The organism is Myxococcus sp. AM011 (genome assembly GCF_013372595.1).
Lineage (GTDB): Bacteria > Myxococcota > Myxococcia > Myxococcales > Myxococcaceae > Myxococcus > Myxococcus eversor.
Genome location: NZ_JABXEM010000148.1, coordinates 1 through 19462, shown reverse-complemented (window position 1 = coordinate 19462; position 19462 = coordinate 1). Strand labels below are relative to the sequence as shown.

Below are 19462 nucleotides of genomic sequence, written 5' to 3'. Positions count from 1 at the left end.
GTCAGGCGTTCTCGTAGAACGAGGCGATGCGCTCCTCGTACTGCTTGAGAATCACGCGGCGCTTGAGCTTGAGCGTCGGGGTGAGCTCGCCCGTCGCGGGAGACCACGTCTCCGTGACGACCTCGAAGCGCTTGATCTGCTCGGCGCGGGAGAGCCGCGCGTTGATGGAGGCCACGAGCGCTTCCAGCTCGGAGCGGACCGCCGGCTCGCGCGTGAGCTCCAGGAGCGACTGGGGCGGCAGCCCGCGCGCCTTGGCCCACGCGGGGGCGACGTCCGCGTCCAGGCAGATGAGCGCCGTCACGAACGGCCAGCCGTCGCCAATCGCGATGGCCTGTCCGACGAGCGGGTGGGCGCGCAGCATTCCCTCGATGCGGGACGGGGCGATGTTCTTCCCGCTCGAGGTGATGATGAGCTCCTTCTTGCGGTCGGTGATGGTGAGGTAGCCCTCGTCGTCGACGGTGCCGATGTCGCCGGTGGCGAGCCAGCCGTCCGCGTCCACCGGGCTCTCAATCCTGCCGTCCGCGCCCAGGTAGCCCAGGAACAGCACCGGCCCGCGCACGAAGATTTCACCGTCCGCCGCCAGCCGGAGCTGGAGGCCGGGGATGGGCCGGCCCACCGCGCCCACGCGGAACTCCGTGGGCGTGTTGATGGTGGCGCAGCCCGTCGTTTCACTCATCCCCCAGACCTCCAGCACCTTGATGCCGAAGCCGCCCAGGTACTCCAGCACCTCCACGGGGATGGGCGCCGAGCCGCTGCTCGCCCACGTCAGCGCGTCCATGCCCAGCGTCGCGCGCAGGGGCTTGAGAATCATCTCCTCCACCGCGGCGACCTTCTGGGCCAGCTCCGGCGGCACGCTCTTTCCTGAGCCCTCCAACCGGAACGCCTCCAGCGCCGTGGCGTGCGCGGCCATGATGGCGTCGCGCCGGGGGGCTTCCAGGGTGGAGAGCTTCGCCTTGAGGCCCCCGGCCAGCTTCTCCCAGACGCGCGGCACGCCGAAGAAAGCGGGAGGCCGCACCTTGGCCATCAGCGGCACCACGCCCGCGGGGTCCGCGCAGATGTGCACGTGCATCGCCTTGTAGAGCAGGCGGTACAGGCCCAGCTCGCGCTCCGCGATGTGCGCCAGCGGCAGGTAGGCGATGGACGGCACCTGGCTCGGCGTGGGCACCGCGGCGTCCACGGCGATGGCCTCATAGAAGGCGTTGCGGTGGCTGAGCACCACGCCCTTGGGGTCTCCGGTGGTGCCGGAGGTGTACATCATCGCGATGGGGTCCTCGGGGCGGATGCTCTTCCAGCCCTCCTCGAAGACGTCCGGGGACTCCTGGTGCAGCTTTCCTCCGTCCGCCTCCACCTGCGCGAAGGAGACGTAGCGCGAGTCCCCCGCGGGAACCGCCGCCGCGTCGACGACGATGATGCGCTTGAGGGAGAAGAGCGCCTTGAGGATGGGCCGCCAGCGGGCCACCTCCTCCGCGCCCTCCAGCACCACGACGGTGGCCGCGCTGTGTTGGGCGACGTAGCCTACCTGCTCGGTGCTCAGCGTCTGGTACGCGGTACAGGGGATGGCGCCCAGGTGCACGGCGGCATAGTCGATGAGCCAGTGCTCCGGCCGGCTCGACATCATGATCATCATCCGCTCGCCGCGCTGGAGGCCGAGCGCGCCCAGGCCGCGAGACAGCGCGGCGGTGCGCGCGCGAAGCTGGACCCACGTGTGCGTCGAGTCACCAGCGCTGAGCGCGGGGGCGTCCGCGTACTCCTCCGCGTTGCGCTTGAGGAGCAGCGGCAGGGTGAGCTTGTTCGCCAGGGATTGGCACTGCGCCTCCAGGTCTGCGAGCGACGTACCCATGGGCACCTCCAGCACTGTGATGGCCAACGACTCTCAGCGGGCTTTCACTTCAGGGGTCGACGTACAGGTCCAACATCACGTCGGGGCCGCCGCCGTAGCGGCTGAAGTCGTGGATGCCTTCGGCGCGCAGGACGTCCTCGTCGATGAACGTGTGCCCGGTGCAGTCCCGGGGCCGGCGCTGGAGGAGGGCCACGGCCGCGTCCGCCATGATTTCCGGCGCGCGGGCCCGCTGCATGGACGTGTCTCCCCCGAGCAGGTTCTTCACGGCGGCGGTGGCGATGAGCGTCTTGGGCCAGAGCGCATTGGCGGCGATGCCGGCTTCCGCGAACTCCGCCGCCCAGCCGAGCGTGAGCAGCGTCATGCCGTACTTGGCCATGGTGTATGCCGGGTGTTTGCCCAGCCAGTGCGGCGCCAGGTTGATGGGGGGTGACAGCGAGAGGATGTGCGGGTGCGGAGAGCGGCGCAGGTGCGGCAGCGCGGTGCGCGTCAGGAGGAACGTGCCCCGGACCTGGATCTGCTGCATCAAATCGAACCGCTTGAGCGGCAGTTCGTCTGTCTTCAGGGGCGCCAGCGCGCTCGCGTTGTTCACGCAGAAGTCGATGCCGCCGAAGCGCGCCACGGCTTCGTCCACGGCGCGCTGCACGTCGGCCTCCTCTCGCACGTCGCCGACAATGGCGAGCGCGTGGCCACCCGCGGCGCGAATCTCGTCCGCGGCCGTGTGCACGGTGCCCGGCAGCCGAGGGTCCGGCGTGTCGGTCTTCGCCAGGAGCACGACATTGGCTCCCAGCCGGCCCGCGGCGATGCCGATGGCCAGCCCGATTCCACGGCTTCCTCCGGACATCAGCAGCGTGCGTCCCGCGAGTGGCTTCGAGGTCATCCTTCGTCCTTTTCGTGCGGCGCTCCCGGCTTGACGGCGGGCGCGTCACCCCGCTCGGCGCGACCTTGGGGTGGAGTGAGTTGGGGGAGGACGTCCTGGACGATGGTGATGAGCGCCTCGCTCAGGAGCAGGTGCGCCTCCTCGCGGGAGAGGGTGCCCCCGCGAATCCATTCGCGGATGGTGGCCTTCACCATGCCGGCGTAGGAGCGCATCATCGCGCGGTGCCGGGCGTCGCTGCCGACCTCCACCTTCATGCCGAGGAACTCGAGCGTCTTCGCCGCGGCCACGTCGTCCGCCGCGGAGATGATGCGTTCGACTTCCGGGTCCGCGATGCTGCCCGCGCCGGTGACGGCGACGTACGTCTTTCCGTGCGTCGCCACCGTGTCGAGGTACCACTCGACGCTGCGCTCCACGCGTTGGCGCAGGGTTCCCGTCGGGCTGACTTTCTCTTCGAGGCCGGGCATGAGCAGCATCCTCTTCACGACCTTCAGGTAGAGGTCCCGCTTCTGCCCGAAGTAGTGGTTGAGCAGCCCCCGGGCGACGCCGGCTTCCTTGGCGATGTCCGTGGTGGAGACCTGGGCGTAGGGGCGCTCGCCGAACAGGCGCATCGCGCACTCGAGGATCTGCTCCCTGCGCGCATCCGGTTCCAGGCGCTTCCAACGAGGCGCGGGCGCGGGGCTCATGACTCACGCTCCCGCCAGGGCAGGAACGCGGGCAGGTCTTGCTCCACGGTGCGCGCGAAGGACGGCGGCCGCTTCTGGAGGAAGGCCATGACACCCTCCACGGCGTCCGGGCTCTGGCCCAGCGTCGCGATGAGCTGGCTGTCCAGCGCGAAGGCCTGCTCGGGAGAGGGCAGGGCGCTCATGCGATAGAGGGACTGACGGATGACGGCCACGGACACCGGGGCGGTGGTCTCCACCAGCTCTCGCGCCAGCGTGTACGCGGCGTCCAGCACCGCGTCGGGCTCATGCAGCGAGCGCACCAGCCCCGCGCTCAGCGCCTCCTCGGCGGGAATGAGGCGGCCGCTCACCATCCAGTCGAGCGCGCGACCCATGCCCACCAGCCGGGGCAGAAACCAGCTGGAGCCCGCCTCCGGATAGATGCCCCGGCGGCTGAACACGAAGCCGAAGCGGCTGTCCTTGGAGGCCAGGCGGAAGTCCGCCGGCAGCAACATGGTGGAGCCCACGCCCACCGCGGCGCCCCTCACCGCGGCGATGACCGGCTTGCGCAGCGCGAACAGCTGGCGCGTCACCCGCGTCGCCGGCTCCACCCAGTCGGGCCCCGGCGGGGCGCTGTTGGCGACCTCGAACGACAGCCCGCTCAGGTCCGCTCCCACGCAGAAGTCCTTGCCGGCCCCCGTGAGGATGACGACGCGCACGGCCTCGTTCGCGTCCGCCTGGGACAGCGCGTCCGCCAGCTCGTCCGCCATCGTCACCGTGAAGCCGTTGCGCGATTCAGGTCGGTTCAGCTCGAGGGTGGCGATCCGATCCGCGACCGAGAACCGGATGTGTTGGTAGCTCATGGCTGGGGCCTCATGGGTCCTGTGAGGGGGATGATGGGAACTTGTTGGCGGGGTGTCAACAACAAGGGGCCTGCGAAGTCCTGCGTGCCTTTCGACGTGATGCGTCATCCGGAAGCTGTCCTTGCGGTGCGAAGAGGGTCCACGTGGGCTCGAGCCTAGAGCCGGGTTGGGGCCAATGCACTCTCTCTGAAGACTTGCAACAGGGGAGGAGGCACGTGGGGCGTCTGTCTATGCGAGAGGTGTGAGCCGGCAGTGGCATCATCCGGGTGTATGGGTCGACCCGGGCTCACTGCTTGTTGGTGTTTCAATGCTCACGCTCGATAGTCCGGGACGCGGGTCGCGATACGCGGCCCGTTCACCCCGTTGTCGTGGAGCCCCCTCATGAAGCTCTTCTCGAAATCGCTGCTCGTGGGTGTCGCCGCGCTGGCGCTGTCCCCGACGTCCGCGTCGGCGCTTCCTCGCGATTGTGATGAACGCTGTCTGTCCACCACTCCGTGCTGGGTGGTCTGTGCGCTTCCCTGGAACACGACGGTCGTCACGTGCGGCGAGTGGTTCGAAGAGTGGGAGGCGGGGACGTGCGCTGCGGGCGCCCGCGAGGACATCGAAGAGGAGCTGATGTCCATCGAGCGGGAGGAGCAGGCCAACGCGTCGTTCGAGTGCACCGAGCAGCAGTAGCCGCATCGGGCTGTTCGTGAAAACTCCCTGGCACCACGCGGGCCCGGTGCGCCGCGAGCCGAAGGTGTGGCTCGCGGCGGACCTGGTACGTCAGTAGACCCAGACGCTCTTGGGAGCGAAGTCCAGTGGGCTCACCTGCTCGTTCGGGCCGACAATCTGGGGATAGCCCTGGCAGTCCTCGTCGGGGTACAGCGCCGCGGCCTCGTCATTCGTGTTGATGGCGGAGACGGCCCGGTCCTCCCAGCCGTGCTCGGGCAACCCTACGCACGTCCCCGAGCCACCCGGTGGCCAGGCCATGACATTCCAGACGGCGCCCGTGTAGCCAGGTCCGTCGAACAGGCAGAGGACGCCCGACCAGGGACACGGAGAGGTCTCCTCGGCCGAGGCCGGGGCGGGAGTCAGCAGCACCGTCGCCGCCGAAAGTCCGAGCAACGCCAAGGAGCCCAGGCCCAGCAGACCAGAGCGGATGAAGCGACGGGGATTCCGACCAAACGTGTGCCAATTCATGTGGGTGTCTCCTCTGTGCAACCCGGGGGTGGGCTGCGTGGAAATGGTGGCATTGCGACGGGCAGGGTGCCCTGGAGACGGATTCCCCAAGGGACGTCTATCCGCTGGCGGACTGTTTGCGTTCGCATGTCAGGAGAAGTTCCATGCCCCTGGAAGGAGTGTCTTTGATTGGACGCGAAGGCTGTCCGCGCGAGTTCTGACTGGGTTTGTCGCGGACGCCGTGCGTTCAATGATGTTGAATTGTTCGACAAGCCTTCAGGAGCCCCTCATGCGAGCCGTCGGATATCGCCAGCCTCTCCCCGCGTCGGACCCCAACGCGCTGCTCGACGTGGAGCTGCCAGACCCTGTCCCGGGTGAGAGGGATTTGCTGGTGGAGGTGCGCGCCATCTCCGTCAACCCGGTGGACGTGAAGGTGCGCGCGAGCGCGTCACCGCCCGCCGGGGAGGTGAAGGTGCTGGGCTGGGATGCGGCGGGCGTGGTGCGCGCGGTGGGGTCCGGGGTGAAGCTCTTCAAGCCCGGGGAGCGCGTCTGGTACGCGGGCACCATCACCCGGCCCGGCACCGACAGCGAGCTTCACGTGGTGGACGAGCGAATCGTGGGCCACATGCCGACGTCGCTGGGCTTCGCCGATGCGGCGGCGTTGCCACTGACGGCCGTCACCGCGTGGGAGCTGCTCTTCGACCGGCTCCAGGTGCCGGAGGGGAAGGGGGCCGGCGCGTTGCTCGTGGTGGGCGCGGCGGGTGGCGTGGGTTCCATCCTGGTGCAGCTCGCGCGGCGGCTCACGGGGCTGACGGTGATTGGCACGGCCTCGCGCCCGGAGACGCAGGACTGGGTTCGCGAGCGGGGGGCGCATCACGTCATCGACCACCAGCAGCCGCTGACGCAGGAGCTCAAGCGCATCGGCGTGCCGCAGGTGGAGTTCATCGCCAGCCTGACGCACACGGACCGGCACTACGCGCAGTTGGTGGAGGCGCTGGCGCCGCAGGGCCGGCTCGGCATCATCGACGACCCGGGCCCCATCGACGTGCGCGAGCTGAAGCGCAAGAGCGCGTCGCTTCACTGGGAGCTGATGTTCACCCGCTCGATGTTTGGCACCCCGGACATGCAGGCGCAGCACGACATGCTGGAGCGGGTGTCGAAGCTGGTGGACGCGGGCACGCTGAAGACCACGGTGGGCGAGCACTTCGGCCGCATCGACGCCGCGAACCTGCGGCGCGCCCACCAGCTCCTGGAGTCACACAAGGCCAAGGGCAAGCTGGTGCTGGAAGGCTTCTGAGCCGTCGGGCTCGGAGGTCAGAAATGCGCCCCGAGCCCGAGCACCGCTCTGTCATTGACGATACCCAGTGAAGGCATGAGCCCCAGGGGGATGCCGGGCCGGGAGCGGGAGGATGCGAGTCGAGCCTTGCTGGACGACCGGGCCTGCCATGCCCCGTCCTCGTCGTCCTCCCAATCCCAATCAGAGCCAGTGACGAGTCTGAGATAGCCCGCCCCAAGTGACAGCCCCAGCATGATGCCCGTCAGGAGGCTGGTTCCACAGCCCTCGCCGCCCTTGTCGTAGCCCGCGCAGACGGCGATGCCGGCGGTGAGCCCCACGCCGGTGAGAATCAAGGGCACCAGCCAGATGTGGGTGGGGATGCTGTCGCTGGTCGCCGCATGGCCATCGACGGAGAGGGCGCGAAGGCGGTTGCCCTCCGCCATGCGGCCTTGGCCGAAGAAGGTCCGGGACTCCATCACTCGCGTGGACGGCGCACGGGATGAGAAGTCGAAGGCGCGGGGCGCGGCGAGGACGGTGCCAGGAGCAGCAAGCCAGAGGCACAGCCCGACAGTGGCGAGGACAGGGTTCTTCATGATGTGGGGGACGTTCACGGGGAGGCACAGGCCGGCCTGGTGTGCCAGCGAGCGAGCTTTGTGCGCTTCCCGACGAAAGGCCCAGGGAGATATTCACCCGGAGGCCATGCCCCCTCTACGGCTGACCGCGCGTCACGCGGGCCCGGGCGGCCTGGAGGGTGTTGGCGAGCAGCATGGTGATGGTCATCGGGCCGACGCCCCCGGGCACGGGGGTGATGGCCTCGGCGACCTGGCTGACGGCGTCGAAGTCCACGTCGCCCACCATCTTGAAGCCGCGCGCGGAGCCGGGGTCTTCGACGCGGTTCTGGCCCACGTCGATGACCACCACGCCGGGCTTCACCATGTCCGCAGTGATGAGGTTCTGCTTGCCCACCGCGACGATGAGGATGTCGGCCTGCCGGGTGAACGAGGCGAGGTCGGGGGTGTGTCGGTGGGTGATTGTGACGGTGGCGTCCGGGCCGGGGGCCATCAGCAGCGAGGCCAGCGGCTTGCTGACGATGAGGCTTCGCCCCACGATGACCACGTGCTTGCCCCGCGTCGGGATGTTCTCCCGGCGCAGCATCTCCAGGATGCCCGCGGGGGTGCAGGGGATGAAGGCGCGCGGGTCCCCCACGAAGGCCAGCCCGGCGTTCTGGGGATGGAAGCCATCCACGTCCTTGTCCGGGTGGATGTGCTCCAGGACGGCTTTGTAGGGAAGGTGCGCCGGGAGGGGGAGCTGGACGAGGATGCCGTGGACCGTGTCGTCCGAGTTCAGCCGGTCGATGACGGCGAACAGCTCTTCCTTGGACACGTCCTCGGGCAGGTTCAGCGTCTGGCCCTTCATCCCCAGGGCCTCGCAGGCGCGTGTCTTGCTCGCGACATAGGCCTGGCTCGCGGGGTTGTTGCCCACCAGCACCACGGAGAGCCCTGGCGTGACTCCGGCGGCCTGAAGCTCCGCCACCTGTTGAGCCATCTCGGCCCGCATCACCCGGCTGAGTTCGGTTCCATCGATGTTCCGCGCCATGGGGGCTCCATACGCCAGATTCCCGGCGTTGCCGCGCCCTTTCTGGCCCGGCTGTCGACCCCTGGAGACTGACGCTACGCCGGCTGGAGGAAGCGGCCGTCCACCAGGTGGTCAATCACTTCGCGCGCGGAGTGGGGATCCAACCGCGCCTTCGTCCCCAACTGGCTCACGGCGCTGGAGACCGTCGCGGGTCGCTCGAAGGCGGCCAGGGCGGCGAGGAGGATGGCTCCGTCCTGCCCCTGCACCAGCGTCGGGTCGGAGAACTTGCGAGGGCTGACCGTGGGCGCGCACGTCAGGGTGATGCCGTCGACCGAGCGGAGGACCGTCACGGGCTCCTGGGCCACCTTCGCCGGGGCCCGGTGGTGGCCCAGCCACTCCCCCAGCGTGAATCGCCGCGTCGACGGCGCGGTGTTCAACAGCCGCGTGCGACCATCGACAGCGACGCCGCGCCGGGTGTCCCGGTGCTTCCAGGCGAGCGCATCCACCTGGTCGGAGTTGCGCTGCACGGCCGCCTCGAGCGCCGCGTCGCGGAAGCGAATCATCGGCACCGACACGTCGCCGGGCTCGCGCTGCTCGAAGTAGTCGACGAACTCCTTGAACGTCTTCGCCTCGCTCACCATGTCGAAGCGGGCGGGGTGCTCGGTGACCAGGGCGCCGGGCTGCGCTTCGAGCCGCTGATAGCCCACCACGCAGTCCAGGCTGATGACGCGCTCCACCAGGCGCAGCTCCTCCGCCAGCCGGGCCGTGCTCGTGAACGGCAGGCCGCCGATGCCGGAGATCTCCATGTCCAGGTTCGGATGGCGGCGACAGGCGTCGATGACCTCGAGCAGCTCGCTGTCCCTGGCGCAGGGCTTGAGCAGGCCCTTGCCCATCTGGTCCAGGCGCTGCTCCTCCGAGAAGCAGCCGATGTCGATGACCATGTAGACGCGCTTGAACGTCCGGGCCAGCTCGGCGACGAGCTCCAGGCGCGGCACGCCCCACAGGAAGTACGTGCAGCAGTGCTTCGAGAGGTCCACGCCCGCCCAGGTGCTCCCCAGGAACTCCGCGGTGCTTCCGGCGAAGTCGTAGCGCATCTGCCACGTCTGTCCGGCGATCTCCTGGTGGTCCCTCCGCACGCTCTGCTCCGAGCGCAGGAACGGCTTCGCGCGCCCGAAGGCCGCCTTCTGGTTGCCCCGGGCCCCTCCGCAATAGAGGCAGTTCTCGCCACACCCCTTGCCCGGAGCCACCCAGCCGGAGAACGAGTTGCGGTCCAACTGGCTCAGGAACAGGTCGTTGAAGTGGGAGTAGTAGATGTCCTCGGTGTTGGTGGCGCCCTGGATGTAGGACAGCGGCAGTCGCCGGGAGGCGCCGGAGGGCGAGCGCGACACGCAGTTGGGCGGGGACTCCTCGCCTCGGCAGATGGCCAGCAGCGGCACCTCGCCGTCACCCAGCACGATGTGGTCGATGAAGTCGAACGCGTGCAGCTCCCTCCACCAGTACGACGCGGAGTTGCCGCCCACGACGATGCGAATCCCGGGGTCTATCCGCCGCAGCGTCCGGGCGATGAGCAGCGCGCGGTCCACGTGGTGGAACCACTTGAGGCTGATGCCCACGAGGCGCGGCCGGACGCGGGCGACGAGTTTCTCGAACGAGCGAACCACCTCCGCTTCCGTCTCGTCGCCGTCGTACAGCCGCACGAAGGCCTCGATGCCGCCACGCCGCAGGTAGCTCGCCAGGTAGAGGATGCCGCACGTGGCCTCGCCCGTACCGGCGCCCACGAGGAGAACTGGCGAGAGCTCACGACCACCACCCATGCGACAAGCACCGACCTTTCCGAGAAGGGGCACAGTAGACGATTCGGGCCTCCGTCGGCGCGGGAATGGTGACCCCCCACCGGGCGGGCGTCCGAGCGGCGCCGGGGCCGGCTGTGTCCACGGCGCCTTCGGCATCCGGCGGCTTCCGGACGCGTATCGCGGATGCCTTCACTTCGATGCGGCGGGAAGCGCCATGTCTGACAGGCTCGCCACGGCTGTAGCAACGGGCGCTACAAAGACAGCCCGTTTTCTCATCGTTCCTGACGCGGATGCCAGACTTGTAGCGAGAGATGTCACAGTGGGAGGTGAGATGGATGTAAATGATTCGCATTCAGGCTTGTGTGTAGACCTTCAATCACAGCAAAGTGCGGTTCTCACTCATCAGGGGGCTGCATGCGCATCTCGTCTTCGACATCTTCTTCTCGTATCGGTATGTCTCGCGGTTGGCTGTGTGCGGCGGCCGTCGCCATGGCGCTCGTCGTCGCTTCTCCGGGCCGCGCGGATGCCCAGTGTACGAGCTGGCCGACCAACACCACCGTGAACCCTGGCGCGCCGTTCTCCGACACCATCAATGTCTCGGGGCTGGCCTACGGGACGTACATCATCACCGCGTCCTTCTCCGGCAGCGCGGGGCTCATCAACCTGGCGTTCAGCGCCGCGCCGGGCGTGTCCTGGAGCAATGGCACGAAGGGCTTCATCGGCTCCGCGACGACGATGTATCTGAGCTTCATCATGGCCCCCGGCGCGCTCCCGGGCCGCAATTCGACCGTCAACCTGAGTGTCACCAACACCCTGGGCCAGACGGTCTGCTCCTCCAGCTTCGTGGTGTCGGTGGCCGGTGACGCGTGCCCGGCCGATGTCGTCTTCAACGGTAGCACGGTCGACGCGACCTTCGATGGCGCCAACTGCTACGTGGCCGCGCTGCCGGCGGGGGACGGCTCACCCTTCATGCACAACAACAACTACTACGTGACGCGCGGCCCGAACAACGCGTGTGAGGCGGGCTGGTTCGACGGCGCCAACTGCTATCTCGGCACGGCGCCCAGCGGGAAGTCAGGCTTCTTCTGGGGCTCGGCGTTCTACTACTCGCCCTGAGAAACCCGCTGTGATGGGCCCCGCGCGGCGAGGTGTGATTGCGCCGCGCGGGGGCGTGGTTGTTTCAGCGGAAGGGACCGCTCACCTCGAAGGTGACGCCCTGGCCGTCCGTTCCGCGCTGTGAGCTGAAGTACAGCCGGTGCCCGTCTGGACTGAACGCGGGGCCGGTGAGCTCCGAGCCCGCATGGCCTTCGAGTTGGAGGAACGGTGAGACAACCCGCTCCGGCCGCGGGGTGATGAGGCAGAGCTGGAGGTCTCCTCCGTCCTCGGCCACGTAGAGGTCTCCCGAGCGCGACACGGTGACGTTGTCCACGCCGTGCAGGGGCGAGTCCGGGAAGAGGTCGTCGTCGTAGAGGATCTCCACCCGGCCGGTGGCCGGCGTGTGGGCCCAGACGCGGTTGTCGCCCTTGGTGGTGAAGTAGACGGTGCCGCTGTCGTACCAGCAGCCCTCTCCGCCATCGAACGCGGTGGTCACGAACCGCGCGGGCTGGAGCCAGGCGGGGCTCGACGCGGAGACCTTCACCCAGCTGAAGCTCGCGGTGCCCTCCAGCGCATTGCCTGACAGTCGCGCGGCCTCGAGCGTGCCCGAGGCGAGTGAAGGCCACTGGGCCGGCGTGAAGCGGTAGAAGCGCCCGTGGGGGCGGTCCTCCGTCAAGTACAGCCGTCGTCCCGCCGGGTCCACCGCGACGGCCTCGTGGGCGTAGGTGCCCAGCGCGGCGCGACGCACGCCCTGCGAGGGACTCATCGGATTGCACTCCCACACATGTCCGCCGTCCCATTCCTCACAGGACAGCCACGTGCCCCACGGCGTCGGCCCTCCCGCGCAGTTGGCGATGGTTCCGCCGAGGATGCGATAGGCGCCCACCACGCCGCCTCCACCATCGAAGCGCAGCGCGGAGGCCCCGCCGAGCAGGGGCAACTCGCTGTTGGACGTGTAGACCCATCCGCCGTCGCCCGTGGCGAAGCACGTGCCGCCATCGGGGCTCCCGTGCCAGGAGTAGCTCGTGCCAGGGACGACCTCATTCGTGCGCGCGACGACGCGAGAGGTGAAGCCCGCGGGCAGTCGCAGGCCATGCGCATCCGGCGTTCCCGAGAGGGCACCATAGGGGCCGGGTCCCGGTCGGGAAGGGGCCGCATAGGCCTCGCGCCAGAAGCCGGGCCCCAGGACGAGCAGTCCGCTGCTCATCGCGGTGAGTCGAAGGAAGTTCCTGCGCTGCATGGGCGTGCTCCAGTGCGTGGACAAGCCCTGGAGACTGGTTCGTGTGACGCCCCGCGCCCATCGCGCTCCGAGGGCGGGGGCCTGTCCACCCGGGGACACGACACCGCGCGCGCCCCTGGACGACAGGACGCGCGCGGCGGAGTTCTTCGGGCTCGGGGCTACATCTCCACCGGCGGCGTGCAGTCGACGTCCGGGCAGAGTTCCCCTGGCGGGCAGTAGCAGCGGTCCGCCACGAGGATGTTCACCAGGGACGAGGCCTCACCGAAGTCGATGGCCGTTGTCGCGTCGACTCGCACCCGCATCCGCCACTGGAAGGCATGCGGGCCCTGGGTGGTGGGCGCGGTGGCGGTGAAGCTGAAGGTCCGCTCGGCGCCGGGTTTGACGCGGTCCCCCAGCTCCAGGGGGATGGACGCGTGGCCCCAGTTGTTGCCCCGGAACTCGGGCAGTGGCGCGAGCTGGACGCCCGGGAGTTCTCCCCACGTCGTGTCACCCGAGTTCCTCATTCGAAGGGTGACGGGGAAGCTCTGTCCCGGCTCCACGCGCGTGGGCACCGTCTGGCTCACGAAGGTCGCGTGGGCCCTGGGGATGACCTGGACCGTCGTGCTCTGCGTGGCCTGGCCGAAGGCCCCGGTCTGGGTCTGCCACATGCGCCACTGGAGCGCCTGGGGGCCCGAGGTGAGGGGCGCGTTGACGGTGACGGAGAAGGTCTTCTCCGCGCCCGGCGCGACTTCTTCTCCGGGGGCGAGCGCTCCGTTCGAGCTGCTCCACGCGGAGGACAGGTTGCGCAGGGAGAAGCCGGTGTCCGCGCGCCAGGCCTGGGTGCCCGTGTTCCGCATCGTCACGTGGTAGGTGAAGGCGTTGCCCCCCATCACCGTGGTGGGGCCGGACTGCCGGACGAAGGCTGCGTCGCGCGGAGGCAGCGTGACGGTGATGGTGACGGGTTCGGTGAACGCGCCGAAGTAGACCGGCTGTTCGAAGGTGTCCTGAACCATCCGCCAGGACATGGTGTAGACGCCGGGCGTGGTGGGCGCGGTGAGCGTGTCGGAGAAGGTCAGCTCCTGACCGCGAGCCGCCGAGTCCGTCGGGTTGAGGTAGATGCGCTGCCGTCCCCACGTGCTGCTCGCCGCAGGCTGGGAGCCGAGCCGATAGAAATGGGCCAGCGTCCAGGTGTCGCTGCCCGTGTTCTTCATCGTGAAGGTCGCCTGGAACGTGCTTCCGACCACCACCGTGGTGGGGACGGACTGCCGGACGAAGGCCGAGTCGCGCAAGGGCACCGTGACGTCGATCTGCCGCTCGGGCGTGGGCGCGCCGAACAGGCCGTGTCCCTCCTTCATCATCTGCCACCGGAAGGGGTGGGTGCCCAGCGCGTACGGCGTGGTGACGGTGAACAGGAACGTCTTGTTCGTCTGGGGCGCGATGCTCTCGCCGGGCGCCAGCTCCACGCGGTCCGTTCCCCAGAAGGCCGTGTTGCCCGCGGGGGCGATGGACTGGAGCCTGAAGCCCGAGGCGGCCGTCCAGGGCTCCGTGCCCGTGTTCCGCATCGTCACGCTGACGCTGTAGACCCGGTCCGCCTGCATGAAGGTGAGGACCTCCTGGAACCAGAAGCTCGCGTCATGCGCCGGGCCGGGGCATCGGAAGGTGAGGTCGCGAGACAGGCCGCTTCCCTCGTCGTCGACGACGGCGAGCCTCAGCGTGGCGTCGGTGCCCGCCGTGCAGGTGCCTTGCGCGAAAAGCTCCGAGGATGCGGTGAGGGTGGCGTTCGCGAGGGAGGACCAGGTCTGGTGGTAGGGGCTGACTCCGCCCGAGGCCAGGGTGCTGGCGCAGCTGAAGGTCCCTGGGCCCGTGCCCGGGCCGCACGTGGGGGCGGGGAGGTGCAGGGCGGTGATGACGGCCTTGGAGGCATCCAGCATGCCGGCGCCGCAGGTTCCGGGCACGCAGCCCGGGACGGTGTTGACGGCCTGGAGGAGCCGTTGGGTGATTTGGGCCGAGGTCCAATGGGGACGCTGGGTCATGAGGAGCGCGGCGACGCCGGCGACATGTGGCGCGGCCAGCGAGGTGCCGGACAGGTAGCGGTGGCAGAAGTCCTGACCGAACACCGTGGGGCCGGGCTTGGACACGGCCCACGCGGAGACGCTTCCGCCCGTCCCGTTGTACGGCGCCATGGGGGTGAGGTCATTGCAGGCCAGCCCATCGCCGAAGAACTCCGGGCCGCCACCCGGCGCTGTGAGCGTCACCGACGGGCCCCTGTTGCTGTACGGCGCCAGTTGCCCGTTCGGCATCGTCGCGGCCACGGCGATGACACCCTGGCAGGAGGCGGGGACGACCACGCCCGGGTCCCGGCTGTCATTGCCCGCGGCGGCGACCACCACGACTCCGGCGTTGATGGCGTTGGTGATGGCCTGCTGAATCGACGGGTAGTCGAGGCAGCTCGCCACATGGGGCGCCCCCGTGCCGAAGCTCATGTTGATGACCCTGGCGCCGTTCTGGACGGACCAGTCGATGGCTCGGCCCACGTTGCTCAGGATGGGCGCGTCGTCCGTCGAGGAGACCTTCACGGGCAACAGCGTGCAGTCCTTGCAGACGCCCGCGACGCCGTAGGTGTCCCACTTCGCGCCGAGGATTCCGGCGACATGCAGGCCGTGGTGCCACCGGCCATCCGACGTCGGGTCCGCGTCCGAGGCTCCCGGTGTTTCGTAGCCGAAGTCATGACCCACGCCCCACCGGTCCGCGAGGTCCGGGTGCGCGAGCTTCCCGGAGTCCAGGACGGCGATCTTCACGTTGCCGGTGACGGTCTGCCACGCCTCGGGCAGGTGGATGGCGGGGTAGTGCCATTGCAAGCTGTAGTAGGGGTCGGTCGGTACGGAGAAGTAGTGCAGGTAGAGGTCTTCGTGCGCGTACTCGACGTCGGAGCGCAGGCGCAGTGCCTCCACGGCGGCCAGGGTAAGGGCCTCCTGTTCGTCCACGGATTTGTTCGTCAGCGATTCCGTGGAAGAGAGGGTCCAGATCTCCGCGCCCACGGGAAGCACGTCCGCCTGCTGGAACGTCAGGCCATTGAGGGTCATGGGCGCGCTGACGGTGGAGGCCTTGCCCTGGGTGGACGGCCGGAACTTCACGATGACCCGGCCCGGGACGAAACGCGGGAGGGCCGCCCGGGGCTCCTCCAGCTTCGAGGAGGACTGGAGCGCGGGCGCGGGCCTTGGGTCCGGAGCGGGCGGTTCTCCGCAGTTGGCCCAGAGGACCAGGAACAAGCAGGCTTGAAGGCAGTACAAAAAACGGGATGAGTGCACAGGCGTTTCCTGGGGATGACAGCGATTTCGGAAGACTTCGAGTTCCGATGCCTCTTACGGTCGCTGGCGGCGCGCTGGTTGATGGGCACTCCAATTCTCGGCGCTCAGAAGGGCCGCGGTTCCGGATGGGCACGAGGACGTCCCCGGAAATTCTGCCTCCCAGGAATATGCGGTAGGCTTCGGACTGACATGGCCTTGCAACCCGGCGACAGGTTTGGCCGATACGAGCTGGTGTCCTGGCTTGGTCGGGGTGGAATGGCGGAGACGTGGCGAGCCCGGTGGACGGGCGACGCTGGTGTGACGAAGGCCGTCCTCATCAAGAAGGTGCTTCCGGAGTTCGTGGCGGACGAAGCCTTCGTGTCGATGTTCATCAACGAAGCGCGCATCTCCGCCACGTTGTCCCACGGCAACATCGCGCAGGTCCTCGACTTCGGCCGCGTGGAGGGTCAGTACTATCTGGCGATGGAGTTGGTGGACGGCCAACCGCTGCACCACATCATGAAGCGCGCGGTGAGGACGGGACTGCCACGGTTGCCCATCCCCCTCGCGACGTACGTCGCCCTGGAGATGTGCCGAGGCCTGCACTACGCGCATGCGCGCACGGACGACAAGGGCAACCCCCTGGGCATCGTCCATCGCGACATCTCCCCCGACAATGTCCTCATCAGCTACGAGGGCCAGGTGAAGATTGTCGACTTCGGCATCGCCAAGGCCCGCCTGGTTCGCAACTTCCAGACGGAGCCCGGGGTGGTGAAGGGGAAGTACATGTTCTTCTCCCCGGAGCAGGCCCGGGGGCTGGAGGTGGATGCGCGCACGGATGTCTGGGCCACGGGACTGGTGTTGTACGAGATGCTCTGTGGCCAGTTGCCTGTGACGGGCACCCAGGCCGCGGTGCTGATGCGCATGGCGCACGGCGAGTTCCCCTCGCCCCGGGCGGTGTTCCCGGAGCTTCCGGAGGAACTCGACGCGCTGGTCATGAAGGCATTGTCAGTGGACGTCTCGGGGCGTTTCGACTCCGCGAATGCCTTTGGGGATGCGCTGGCGGGGTTCCTGTATTCGTATGCGCCACGGTTCTCGGCGATGAACCTGGCCTATCTGACGCGGTCATTGTTCCGCGAAGACGTGGCGCAAGAGGGACGGGAGTTGTCCGTGCCCGCCTCATTCCTCGATGAGCTGACCCTGTGGCGGCAGCCGCCGCCAGCGCCACCTTCGACACCGCCTCGGTTGGCGAAGGAAGAGGGCTTGAGCGAGGACGGGGCGCCGAAGTCGTTGCCACAGCGGACGAAGCGCAAGGTGTTGCCCGCGGTGGTGGTCCCCGAGCCACGGAGCAAGTCCTCGAGTTCGTTCCTGGGGTTCGCCCTGGTCGTGATGCTGGCGGTGGGATTGGGTTTGGGCGCCTATGCGTTTCTGCGGGATGAGAACGGAAAGAACGTTCAAGACACGCTCGTGGTGACACGAGACACGAAAGCCGACTCGAAGACGGAGCGAGCACCCGGCGACTCCCCGGTCGCCTCCGACGCCGCTGTTTCCCCTACTCCTGTGAGTGAGATGGTTCGCCAGGCCAGGGCCCTGCTCAATCACAACGAGAACCGGGGTGCGTTGGTTGTCACCGCCCAGTGCTTGAGGACGGCACCTGATGATGCCGACTGTCATGTGCTGAGTGGAATCGCCTACGATCGACTCCACATGCGGCAGGCGGCAATCGGGCATTTCAGGCAATTTCTCGCGGCGGCCCCCATGAACCACCCGATGCACGCAACGGTCGCGACGCTGGTCAAGCGCTACGACGAATTGCGCGCATTGGGTGAGCAGTGACTCCCGCTCAGTCGACGAGCAGGCGCTTCACGGGAGCGGGGTCGACCGCCACCATCAGCGGACGGGCGAAGTTGCTGAAGGAGACCAGGGCCTGTCCTGGCGCGAGCCGGGTCACCCGGTTCCAGAGGCTCTCGTCGATGCTTCCGACGGTGCGTTGCATGCGGGAGATGACGGAGCTGTCGGTCATCTTGTGGATGATGAAGTTGTTGAGCAGGCCCAGCACCTCATTGGGAAGGTGTTGAGGGAGCTGCGTGACGAAGACGAGCCCGAGCCAGCGCTTGCGTCCGCGTTTGGCGATGCGGGCGACCTGCTCGAAGAGCACGGGCATCTGGCTGATGCGGCTGGCGGACAGGAACTCGTGTGCCTCCTCGATGATGATGAGCACCGGGGTGACGGCCTGGTCCTGATTGTTCGCCTTCTCGTAGCGCGCCTCCTGCGCTTCCTGGAGTCCCCGCAGGATGTCCGCGATGACCAGGTTGTTGAGCTGGGGCGAGTCCGTGTCCGACAGGTCGATGACCGAAACGCGCCCCGGCGCGAGCATCGAGTTGTAGGCCACGCCCGGCGCGGACCCCACGTCGAAGATGTTGAGTCGCCGCAGGCGGTGGAGCTTGCTGGCCAGGGCCTTCCAACTGATTTCGGCCCTGCTGCTCTGGGCCATCACCCGGCGCATGACCATCCCGGGGTTGCTCTTGAACTCGCTGTGGAGCGAGAGCGTGTGTCCTGGCGGAGGTGTGGCTTCCTCGGGCGCCGGGGCGTCCAGTCCCTCGAGTGCCTCCAGCAGAGGCTCCTTGCGTCGTGACGCGGCACGAGGACGAGGCTTGGCCTCCGCGCGGCCCTCGTCACTGAGGCTGTAGATGTAGGCGCTCACGACGTCCAGCACGTGCTGGATGGTCATCCGGGGGTAGCCGGTCGACAGCTCGTCCACGTCCAGCGCCTGTTGTTTCTCCTGGTCGCTCAGCGGGAAGATCTTGAAGTCCTCCAGGAGCAGCTTGGTGACGTCGTAGGCCTTGAGGAAGCGCTCCTGCTGTGCGTCCGACATATCCAGGATTTCGGCCAGGGCATAGGGCGACAGGCTGGAGAAGTTCAGGGCGAAGCGGTGCAGGTTCTTGTGGCGCGGGTTGCGGCTGGAGCGGCCCGTCAGGTGATGGAGGTGCAGGTCCCTGACGCCTTGAGGCCGCTGGCCCCTGCGCTTGAGGGCCTCCAGCATGGCGACGTGGTCCGTGGGTTCATCCACATGCGTGTACTCGCCCTCCACGTCGAAGATGACGGTGGCGATGCCCTCCGCCTGGGCGCGGTGGATGAGCGTGGCCACGGTGGTGGACTTGCCACCGCCCGTGGTTCCGATGATGCCGGTGTGGCGGGGCAAGACGGATTTGTCGCGCGCGTTGAGGCGGGCCTCCATGCGCTCGTAGCCCACGACGACGCCCAGACACAGGTCGCCGCCCACGCCGAGCACGCGCTCGCTCTCCTTTTCATCCAGCACGAACACGGGGCTCTGGGGGCGAGGCCGGAAGCGGGGAGGCTTCAGCGTCCCCTCCACCTCTTCGCCCAGGAGCTCCACCTCCGCGCGGCCGTGGTAGTCGAACGTGTAGGTGAGCTTCTTGCCGTGCGTCACCACGCCAATGGCCATCGTCGAGTTGGCGGGGACGGCGTTGGGCTCCGCGAAGGGGCCTCGGACGACGACACCCAGGTAGGTGCGCTTGTCCTCGCGCGACTTCACCCGCACCAGTGTCTGCGAGGCGAGCAGGTGGATGTCATCGCGAGCGAGCAGGACGGTGAGGAGGTTGTCCTCGCTCGACGTGGTGTCGAAGTGGGTGAAGCCCGCCGCCAGCTCCAGTTCGGGGTCGAGCGGGGCCGCCGTCGTGTCGTTCCTCAGCTCCTCGATCGCGGCGCGGGCCTCCGGTGGCATCGAACGGACGACGTCGCCGCGCCCCTCGCGCGCGGTCATCGGCGGGGGTGTTGCCGGGGGCGGTGCTGCCGG

Annotated in this window: 15 protein-coding genes; 4 read left to right on the top strand and 11 right to left on the bottom strand. The window is 68.3% G+C overall.

What is annotated here, in order from left to right; all coding sequences use genetic code 11:
• Nucleotide 1: 1 nt before the first annotated feature.
• The 4 genes from HUW62_RS27680 to HUW62_RS27665 are packed head-to-tail and all read right to left on the bottom strand — an operon-like array spanning nucleotide 2 to nucleotide 4239.
• On the bottom strand, nucleotides 2-1840 hold the full coding sequence (locus tag HUW62_RS27680; protein ID WP_176436094.1) for a long-chain fatty acid--CoA ligase: 1839 nt from the start codon (nucleotides 1838-1840) through the stop codon (nucleotides 2-4).
• 49 nt (nucleotides 1841-1889) lie between these two features.
• On the bottom strand, nucleotides 1890-2717 hold the full coding sequence (locus tag HUW62_RS27675) for an NAD(P)-dependent oxidoreductase (protein ID WP_176436093.1): 828 nt from the start codon (nucleotides 2715-2717) through the stop codon (nucleotides 1890-1892).
• On the bottom strand, nucleotides 2714-3400 hold the full coding sequence (locus HUW62_RS27670) for a TetR/AcrR family transcriptional regulator (RefSeq protein ID WP_255203672.1): 687 nt from the start codon (nucleotides 3398-3400) through the stop codon (nucleotides 2714-2716). Before HUW62_RS27670 ends, HUW62_RS27675 begins: the two co-directional genes overlap by 4 nt.
• On the bottom strand, nucleotides 3397-4239 hold the full coding sequence (locus HUW62_RS27665) for an enoyl-CoA hydratase-related protein (protein WP_163865045.1): 843 nt from the start codon (nucleotides 4237-4239) through the stop codon (nucleotides 3397-3399). Before HUW62_RS27665 ends, HUW62_RS27670 begins: the two co-directional genes overlap by 4 nt.
• 381 nt (nucleotides 4240-4620) lie before the next feature.
• On the opposite strand from HUW62_RS27665, the gene HUW62_RS27660 reads away from it, so the two are divergent.
• Entirely contained in the window at nucleotides 4621-4914 is a 294-nt protein-coding gene (locus HUW62_RS27660) for a hypothetical protein (RefSeq protein WP_176436092.1), read from the top strand.
• Between the two features lie 90 nt (nucleotides 4915-5004).
• On the opposite strand, the gene HUW62_RS27655 is transcribed toward HUW62_RS27660, so the two are convergent.
• Nucleotides 5005-5421 (bottom strand): peptidase inhibitor family I36 protein, encoded by a 417-nt coding sequence (locus tag HUW62_RS27655; protein ID WP_163865047.1) that lies wholly within the window; start codon nucleotides 5419-5421, stop codon nucleotides 5005-5007.
• Nucleotides 5422-5689: 268 nt separating this feature from the next.
• Here HUW62_RS27655 and HUW62_RS27650 point away from each other — a divergent pair, with 268 nt between their 5' ends.
• On the top strand, nucleotides 5690-6697 hold the full coding sequence (locus tag HUW62_RS27650; RefSeq protein ID WP_163865048.1) for a zinc-binding alcohol dehydrogenase family protein: 1008 nt from the start codon (nucleotides 5690-5692) through the stop codon (nucleotides 6695-6697).
• Nucleotides 6698-6714: 17 nt separating this feature from the next.
• Here HUW62_RS27650 and HUW62_RS27645 read toward each other — a convergent pair whose 3' ends face one another.
• The 3 genes from HUW62_RS27645 to HUW62_RS27635 all read right to left on the bottom strand — a co-directional run bounded on the left by HUW62_RS27645 (nucleotide 6715) and on the right by HUW62_RS27635 (nucleotide 10065).
• Nucleotides 6715-7269: a hypothetical protein gene (locus HUW62_RS27645; RefSeq protein ID WP_163865049.1), complete on the bottom strand. Its 555-nt coding sequence runs from the start codon at nucleotides 7267-7269 to the stop codon at nucleotides 6715-6717.
• Nucleotides 7270-7384: 115 nt separating this feature from the next.
• Nucleotides 7385-8272: a bifunctional methylenetetrahydrofolate dehydrogenase/methenyltetrahydrofolate cyclohydrolase FolD gene (gene folD / locus HUW62_RS27640; RefSeq protein ID WP_163865050.1), complete on the bottom strand. Its 888-nt coding sequence runs from the start codon at nucleotides 8270-8272 to the stop codon at nucleotides 7385-7387.
• 74 nt (nucleotides 8273-8346) lie between these two features.
• Entirely contained in the window at nucleotides 8347-10065 is a 1719-nt protein-coding gene (locus tag HUW62_RS27635; RefSeq protein WP_176436091.1) for a radical SAM protein, read from the bottom strand.
• A gap of 393 nt (nucleotides 10066-10458) precedes the next feature.
• Here HUW62_RS27635 and HUW62_RS27630 point away from each other — a divergent pair, with 393 nt between their 5' ends.
• The gene (locus HUW62_RS27630; RefSeq protein ID WP_217911582.1) at nucleotides 10459-11160 is read left to right on the top strand and encodes a hypothetical protein; all 702 of its coding nucleotides are present in this window, start codon (nucleotides 10459-10461) and stop codon (nucleotides 11158-11160) included.
• A 64-nt stretch (nucleotides 11161-11224) separates the two neighbouring features.
• Here HUW62_RS27630 and HUW62_RS27625 read toward each other — a convergent pair whose 3' ends face one another.
• Together HUW62_RS27625 and HUW62_RS27620 are read right to left on the bottom strand one after the other, a co-directional pair.
• Complete coding sequence (locus tag HUW62_RS27625; RefSeq protein WP_163865053.1) at nucleotides 11225-12379, bottom strand: alkaline phosphatase PhoX; 1155 nt, start codon at nucleotides 12377-12379, stop codon at nucleotides 11225-11227.
• Between the two features lie 158 nt (nucleotides 12380-12537).
• A complete protein-coding gene (locus HUW62_RS27620; RefSeq protein ID WP_176436089.1) occupies nucleotides 12538-15627 on the bottom strand; it encodes a S8 family serine peptidase in 3090 nt (1029 codons plus the stop codon).
• A gap of 228 nt (nucleotides 15628-15855) precedes the next feature.
• Between HUW62_RS27620 and HUW62_RS27615 the strand changes: the two genes are divergently transcribed.
• Entirely contained in the window at nucleotides 15856-17481 is a 1626-nt protein-coding gene (locus HUW62_RS27615; protein WP_176436088.1) for a serine/threonine-protein kinase, read from the top strand.
• A gap of 7 nt (nucleotides 17482-17488) precedes the next feature.
• On the opposite strand, the gene HUW62_RS27610 is transcribed toward HUW62_RS27615, so the two are convergent.
• Entirely contained in the window at nucleotides 17489-19390 is a 1902-nt protein-coding gene (locus HUW62_RS27610; RefSeq protein WP_255203674.1) for an ATP-binding protein, read from the bottom strand.
• Between the last annotated feature and the right edge of the window lie 72 nt (nucleotides 19391-19462).